The organism is Streptomyces kunmingensis (genome assembly GCF_039533535.1).
Classification (GTDB): Bacteria; Actinomycetota; Actinomycetes; order Streptomycetales; family Streptomycetaceae; genus Streptomyces; species Streptomyces kunmingensis.
Map to the genome: position 1 here is coordinate 1 of NZ_BAAATS010000056.1, position 6,789 is coordinate 6,789.

The window sequence follows — 6,789 nt, forward strand, 5'->3', positions numbered from 1 at the left end:
TTCGGTGCCCGCTACGCCGAGGACTACGCCCCCAACTGGATCTGACCCACACCCCGCTCCGCGCAGGGTGTATGGCGCCAGCACATGCGTGACCGAATGCCACGCCGTGCCCGTGAGGGCGTGGGCCTGGTAGTCCTATGTTCCCCAGGCCCTTCTTGGGCCCACAGCGCGGATGGGACTCGGGCTAACATGTGTTGGCGGTGCCGGTCATCGCACCGTGCGGCGTGATCACATCATCCCCCCGTGAACTGTGCTCACGCCGCACGCAAGTACAGACGATGTGTCGGCAGCAGCACGACAACGACGGCCGTATGTCTGGTATGCGGGCCCGGGATCCCAGCCATACTGGAGCAGCCCCGCCGGACCGGCCACGATGACGCGTACGAGATCGCGTCTGCCGGGGACAGGACCAGCCACCCCCACGACTTCGGTGACTATGCGAGCCCCATGGAAGTTGGGCCTCGTGGACCGACCCGGAATTCCACGCCCGCTCACCGGTCTGTTTGTATGAAACGCGCGGCGAAGAGGTGAGGGGACTGCTGCGAGAACGGGCGCAGGGCTGCTCGACTCACGCGGTACGTGGCTGCCCGCCACCATCAGAGTTCTTCCATGGCACATAGGGATGTTTCAGGATGACGGAGAACACGTCGCGGGTGTTGCGGACCGGGTATGTCATCCTCTCATCGGTGCCTGGCATCGATGCGGTAGCACGTTTGGTCGGAACGCCGATGCACGGTGTCAAGAAAAAGGCGAAGGCATCCCTCGCTGCATTCTCATCGCGGATCACGAAGAGGCGTGGGGAGTAACAGCTCGTTCCCCGGGCGTCCTTCGAGCACGGCCTGGACGGGTTGGATGATGAGCCGCACACGAATGTCCGACCGAGTTCACGTCGTCGGCAGATGATGCCCGGCGTTCCCGAACGTCGCGGCCACGACTCCGGGCATCTCCGGCCGACCTGACTCCGCAGCCGGGTACCAGCCTCGAGCGGACAGGGTGAGATGTCAGGCTGAGTTCGCTCGGAGGAACGGGTAATCGGTGTATCCCTCCGCGCCGGATGTGTAGAAAAGCTTCGGGCGCGGCTCGTTCTCCGGGTGTTGACCCTGCCAGCGTGCCACCAGATCGGGGTTGGCGATGGCCGCTCGGCCCACGGCCACGACATCGGCATGGGCGGCCTCGACCAGCTCTGTCGCTTCCTCACGGGTGGTCATCGAGAGGGAGCCGCTGTTGGCCATCAACTTGCCGCCGAAGCGCTTCCGCAGCTCCTGGACCAGATCTCCCTTCAACTCCTCGTGCAGGACGGAGAGGTAGGCCAGGCCCACCGGGCGCAACTCGTCCAGCAGGTGGCCGTAGGTGGCCAGGACATCGTCCCGGTCGTGCTCCAGGACGTCCTTGATGTTGCGTTCGGGCGAGATCCGCAACCCGACCCGCCCGGCACCGATGGCCTCCGCCACCGCCGTTACCACCTCGACGACGAAGCGGGCCCGGTTCTTCGGAGACCCGCCATACCTGTCGGTCCGCCGGTTGGACGCGGTGGAGAGGAACTCGTGCAGCAGATAGCCGTTGGCGGCGTGGACCTCCACACCGTCCAGGCCGGCCTCGATCGCCCGGCGGGAGGCTGCGACGAAGTCATCGAGGGCCGAACGGGCCTCCGGGACCGTCAACGCCAGCGGCACTGGGTAGGGCTGCTTACCCTTCGCCGAGTGCCCCTCGCCATCTATGGCGATCGCGCTGGGGGCCAGGATGCGCCGACCGCCGTTGACCTCGGGGTGGGTGACGCGGCCGCCGTGCACGACCTGCATCACGATGCGGCCGCCCCGAGCGTGCACCGCCTCGGCCACCCGCCGCCAGCCGGCCACCTGTTCGTCGGTGACGATGCCCGGTTGCCCCACGAAAGCCTGCGACTCGGGGCTGGAGTAGACGCCCTCGGTCACGATCAGCCCGAGGTGCGCCCGCTGCTCGTAGTGCTCGATCATCAGGTCGCCGGGAACCCCGGAGGAACCCGATCGCATTCGAGTCAGCGGGGCCATGGCGACACGGTTGGCGAGTTCGATGTCCCCGAGGGAGACAGGCGTGAAGAGACGGTATTTCGCACGTGCTGATTCTGAGCTCACCGGTGTGACTCCTCTGAGATCCGGGTGGTTGTCGTGGGCCAGGGGGCAAGGTTCTCCAGCTGCGCGGCCACGGCCAGCAGCCGGGACTCTCCGCCGGGAGGCGCGACCAGCTGCACGGCGATGGGGAGTCCCGAGGAATGCTGCCCGGCCGGGACGGACATGGTCGGATACCCCGCCAGGTCCCAGGGTCCGAGGAAGGATGTGAGCTGAACGGCCGGCAGGATGTTGGCGAGCCAGCCCTTCTTGTTCCACTGCTCCGCCTTGGGGGCCAGGGTGGCGAGCATCGGTGTCACCAGGACGTCGTGGTCGGCGAAGAACGCCTCGGCACGGGCGATCCACGCGCGCTTCGGGCCTTCCCCGCCCAGTCGCAGCCGACGCAGCAGTGCTCCTGCCCGCAGGTGCCGCCGGGTCCGGGGCTGGAGCAGTTTCCGGTCGAACGCCTCCGCCGGCTCGCCGGGCCCCGCGAGCCAGCGGGTGAGAAGAGCCGACGACAGCCTGCCGTACTTCGGCGTCGCATCGGTGACGCTGTGACCGGCGCCCTCGAGCAGTTTCGCGGTACGGCCGACGGCCTCGGTGAACTCCTGGGGGACCTTTCCGAGACCGCCCGGTAGTTGGACGGACGTAGCGACACGCAGGGCTCCGGGCTCGGCTATCCGCGCCAGCTCCGGCCTGTCGGCAAGAACGGACAGGAGGAGGGCGGCGTCGGAGACCGTCGTGGCCAAGGGGCCATGGGAGTACATCCCCGACCAGTGCGAAGAGTCCGCTGAAGGGACAGTCCCGGTGCCGGGCGTCACACCGACCAGTCCGCAGATCGCGGCCGGGGAGCGCACCGAGCCGAGGGCGTCCGTACCGTGTGCCAAGGGCACGACCCCAGCGGCAACAGCAGCGGCGCTGCCCCCGGAGGAGCCCCCGGCCGTGTAGTCCGGGTTCCATGGGTTGCGCACGGCTGTCCCGGGAACATCGGTCATCGGCCACAGGCACAGCTCCGGTACATGGGTGAGCCCCACGATCACGGCGCCGGCCGCCCGCAGGCGTGCCACGACATCGTGGTCGGACGGGGAGACGGCCAGGCTCCCGGCCTGAGAGCCCCATCCCACATACTCGCCCGTCACTGCCACGACGTCCTTCACCGCGATCGGCACGCCTGCCAAGGGCAGGTCCTGGAGGTCGCGTCGGTCTTTGAGGTCGCGGGCTTCGGCAAGGGCCTGTTCGCCACGCACACGCCGGAACGCGTCGGCCCCCTCGGCGGCGGCGGAAATGCGGCCCAGAGCGCCCTCGACGACAGACACGGGATCAAGATCCCCGGCCCGAACGGCACGGGCTAGATCGGTAGCAGTAATCATGCCTCATCTTATAGAACAACCCGCTGGGCAATTCACCGCCGGCCTTACCGGCGGCACCTCGACGCTCCGGTCGTTTCCGCGCTCCAGGACGCACCAAATGAAATACCAAATGAAATGACAGAAATTCGCGACTTCATGGCTGGATCTCGTGTGGAGGATTGTTGAATGTGTAACTACGATGACACTCGGAAGCGGCGGCGCGAAATTGTTGGACTGCACTCTGTCGTATAGGTGTGTCGCCCCAGCCGAAATTGATACCTATCCATGCAGAACGGACCAAGGTGGAACACATGGCAACGGTGCGCAAGGGACTGGCGGCTCTCACGGCCTCGGCGGGAGCGGCGGCCTTGCTCGTCCTCGGCGCGGCCCCGCAGGCCGGCGCCGCGGAGTGGCCCGGAGTGACCTTCTATACGGGTGTCGACGGAACTGGAACTGCCATAGCGATCGACACCGACCAGGTCGGTGTCTGCAGGGAGCTGCCCGCTGCGGCCAAGTCGTACACGTCGGTGTCCGAACGCGGTGTCGATGTCTTCTTCAACCCGGACTGCCGAACCGGTGCGCCCGGCACGAACGGAGACATCCACTACGTCGTGGGTACTCTGAACACGGGGGACTTCCCCTACCCCGCCGTGAGCTACCGGGTACGCGCTCAGTAGGCGCTGCCGATCGCCCAGTCGCTCGCCCCGCCGCCCTTGCGTGCTCGCGTGATCCTCGCAAGATCGCCTGAACCCGCCGGCGGCGGGGCCTCGGGGTACTTCGCCCCCGGCGGACCAGTAACCGCAGATGTCGGCTATCGAGTCGGTGGAGCCGGCTTTGAACGCGGCAGTGCGCAGGTCGACCATGGACAATGGTCGACGGCGACCTGTTCGCCTGTGCCGCAGCACGCTTCGACTACGCGCTCGTCCACCCGGAGACCGCACGCCTGGCGGTGACACTTCGTGAGCCAGGAGATCAAGCGCGGCCATGTCCGGACCCTGCCGGACGGCAGGGACGTACTGGTCGTCTCCCTGACCGGCCTGGACGGCGGACATGGCAGCGATCACTGCCAGAAGCATTCCTCGATGACGATCTGAGGGTCGCTGACTCGCCTGGTGAACTGGTAGCGCAGCCACCCCCGGCCGTGATCGAAGTAGAGGACGTGCTGGCCACCGGGGCGGGTGGACTGGGCGGGTTCGACGACCATCCCGGTCGGAAGCAAGCGGTCGGCGTCGATGCCCCGGAAGTACGGGTCGGCGGCGGTGACGAGTTCGGCACGCGCGGCCTGGACCAAGTCGCGGGCGACAGCGGGCAGGGACTCCCGGTCCTCCTCCGCTCTTTCGGTCCAGTCCGCTTGCCACGGTGGCCCCATGAAGCCCTCGGTCACTGTCCGGGCTCCGCCTTCGCCGCGGCCCGGCGGAGGTCCCCGGCCTCAGCGAGGAGGGCTTTCGCACGGGAGTAGTCGCTCTCCTGGCCGGCCGCGTCCTCCAGGCTGTGCACTTTCGCCTCGAGTTGCGGGTCGCGGGCCAGGGAGTACTCACTCCACCAGCGGGCCATGAAGGCGGGGACCGGGGCGAGGTCGTAGGCGTCGGCGATGTCACGGCGCCAGTGACGGTCGAAATCCACCAGAAGCTGCGGCGCGTACTGGGCGATGGCGGCCCGCAGCGCCTTGGGCGTCTTCTCGGGCATGGGGGGCACGGCCCGTGTGTCGAGGGGGACGCTGGTCATGAGGGAGTTTCCTTTGGCGGGGGGATCAGGCTGCGGACAGCGTGCTTGACGCGGTGCCCGTGCGTTGCATCAGGGCCTCAGGCAGGGTCTCCGGCCTCGAAACCGAGTCGTGCTGTGCCGTGGGGACCATGCAGGCGAGGGTATGGATCTCGCCTTGGGCGTAGGCATCCAGTAGAAGCTCGACGAGGGCGGACATGGAGCGGATCTTGTCCCGGGCGCGACGTTTGTCGGCGGCTTCCCACACGGTGGTCGTGGCGAAGACGCTGCGGCCCCGTCTGTCGGACGCCGTGGGGATGGTGTCGGTGCGCGGCAGATCGAGGGTCCCGGCGGCGTAGTCGGTGAGGGCTCGTGATGCGACCCAGATGAGGGGCAGCCCTTCGCTCCTGGACCGCTTGCCTGCCGCGTCCCATACGGCTTTGGCGATGTTGGGAGCGCGTTCGGTTTCGCCGACTGCTGGCATGGGCGGTCTCCTGTGGCTGCGAGGGCTTACCAGCTGGAACAGTACTACTGATCGAATCGGTAAGTGGGCTGTCCGGTGAGACTGGCACTAACGAGGCGGGCGCCCCTGATCCCGGCGCTCCTACGCAGGCTCTGGCGCAGCGGTGACGGAGTCACCAACGTGGTGACAGTCGCCCTCGCCCCTCACGCCGCCTCAGCCTGTTGCTGGATCACTCACTATTCAAGTGTTACCGGTACATCTCAGCTCGAAATTTTTCACCTCCGTGCCCTTGTGGCTGTTTGGTGACATTGAAGGCATGTGATGCGGCAAGGCGTCTGTGCAGAGACAGCAGCGTCTGCCTCTGCACATCAGCAGGAACCGCAAGGAGGAACGAACATGGCCATCTCACGCGCAGCCGTTGCCGTCGCCGCCACCGTCGCTTTCGCCGGCGCGGGGGCGGGGACCGCCCTCGCGTCGGACGTCACGCCGGATGCCACGCAGGTATGCCAGCCGGGCACGCTGACCGCGACCACGACGCAGCTCGGAACCGAGCAGGCGGGTATGAACCATGCCGGGACGTTCCTGAAGGTCACCAACACCAGTGACAACACCTGCACGTTCTCCGGCTACGCGGGACTCGCCCTCGAAGGCAGCGGCCACACCGCGCTGACGACCCACTCCGAGCACGGGAACACCTACTTCGCCCAGGACCCGGGCGAGCACACCATCACACTGCAGTCCGGCGACTCGGCCTATGCCGATCTGGTGTGGACACACACCGGAGCCAGCACCGCGACCGCCCGCTACCTGCAGATATCGCCGACGGGCAGCAATACCCACAGCGTCGTCGCCTTCAAGCAGGACGTGGACAACGGCCGCCTGTCGGTCACGGCGTGGAGCGACACCCCGCCCACCGTCTGAGGACCGTATTCACTGGAGCCCCGGGGGCTGCTCGACCGAGCAGCCCCCGGGGCTGCGTCTGCTCGTCCAGCCGACGGCGACGCCCTGGACCGGGCGATCGGCGCCTTCCTCGCCCGCGGATTGCAGGACTTGGCGAGCCGCAGCAAGAGTGCCTTTCATGCGCTGACCGGGCTGCCTTTGCTGCCTCAGTGCGTCGACGACGACTCCGGCGGTTGGCGGATCCATTGGGGCAGGAGAGCGTACAGACGGACCGTGATCTCCTCCGGGTCGC

General features: G+C 67.4%; 8 protein-coding genes. 3 read left to right on the top strand and 5 right to left on the bottom strand.

Annotated features, from left to right (window positions below):
- Positions 1-1,001 precede the first annotated feature (1,001 nt).
- Positions 1,002-2,111: an alkene reductase gene (locus tag ABD366_RS40500; protein WP_324768736.1), complete on the bottom strand. Its 1,110-nt coding sequence runs from the start codon at positions 2,109-2,111 to the stop codon at positions 1,002-1,004.
- Entirely contained in the window at positions 2,108-3,400 is a 1,293-nt protein-coding gene (locus tag ABD366_RS40505) for an amidase (protein WP_324768737.1), read from the bottom strand. Before ABD366_RS40505 ends, ABD366_RS40500 begins: the two co-directional genes overlap by 4 nt.
- A gap of 344 nt (positions 3,401-3,744) precedes the next feature.
- Here ABD366_RS40505 and ABD366_RS40510 point away from each other — a divergent pair, with 344 nt between their 5' ends.
- Together ABD366_RS40510 and ABD366_RS40515 are read left to right on the top strand one after the other, a co-directional pair.
- Positions 3,745-4,110, top strand: coding sequence for a hypothetical protein (locus ABD366_RS40510; RefSeq protein WP_324768738.1), 366 nt, complete (start codon positions 3,745-3,747; stop codon positions 4,108-4,110).
- 282 nt (positions 4,111-4,392) lie between these two features.
- On the top strand, positions 4,393-4,527 hold the full coding sequence (locus tag ABD366_RS40515; RefSeq protein WP_324768739.1) for a hypothetical protein: 135 nt from the start codon (positions 4,393-4,395) through the stop codon (positions 4,525-4,527).
- Here ABD366_RS40515 and ABD366_RS40520 read toward each other — a convergent pair.
- Genes ABD366_RS40520 through ABD366_RS40530 form a run of 3 tightly spaced genes read right to left on the bottom strand, consistent with a single transcriptional unit; the run spans position 4,494 to position 5,618 of the window.
- Complete coding sequence (locus ABD366_RS40520) at positions 4,494-4,817, bottom strand: hypothetical protein (protein WP_324768740.1); 324 nt, start codon at positions 4,815-4,817, stop codon at positions 4,494-4,496. The genes ABD366_RS40515 and ABD366_RS40520 overlap by 34 nt on opposite strands.
- Complete coding sequence (locus ABD366_RS40525) at positions 4,814-5,158, bottom strand: DUF6247 family protein (protein ID WP_324768741.1); 345 nt, start codon at positions 5,156-5,158, stop codon at positions 4,814-4,816. The genes ABD366_RS40520 and ABD366_RS40525 overlap by 4 nt, the downstream gene beginning before the upstream one ends.
- Before the next feature lie 25 nt (positions 5,159-5,183).
- Entirely contained in the window at positions 5,184-5,618 is a 435-nt protein-coding gene (locus ABD366_RS40530) for a hypothetical protein (RefSeq protein WP_324768742.1), read from the bottom strand.
- A 375-nt stretch (positions 5,619-5,993) separates the two neighbouring features.
- Here ABD366_RS40530 and ABD366_RS40535 point away from each other — a divergent pair, with 375 nt between their 5' ends.
- Entirely contained in the window at positions 5,994-6,518 is a 525-nt protein-coding gene (locus ABD366_RS40535) for a DUF4232 domain-containing protein (protein WP_324768743.1), read from the top strand.
- Positions 6,519-6,789 lie beyond the last annotated feature (271 nt).

Bases quoted from the DNA above. Each gene is read 5' to 3' on its own strand.
- ABD366_RS40510 (WP_324768738.1), top strand. From the start codon at position 3,745: ATGGCAACGGTGCGCAAGGGACTGGCGGCTCTCACGGCCTCGGCGGGA.
- ABD366_RS40525 (WP_324768741.1), bottom strand. From the start codon at position 5,158: ATGACCAGCGTCCCCCTCGACACACGGGCCGTGCCCCCCATGCCCGAG.
- ABD366_RS40530 (WP_324768742.1), bottom strand. From the start codon at position 5,618: ATGCCAGCAGTCGGCGAAACCGAACGCGCTCCCAACATCGCCAAAGCC.
- ABD366_RS40535 (WP_324768743.1), top strand. From the start codon at position 5,994: ATGGCCATCTCACGCGCAGCCGTTGCCGTCGCCGCCACCGTCGCTTTC.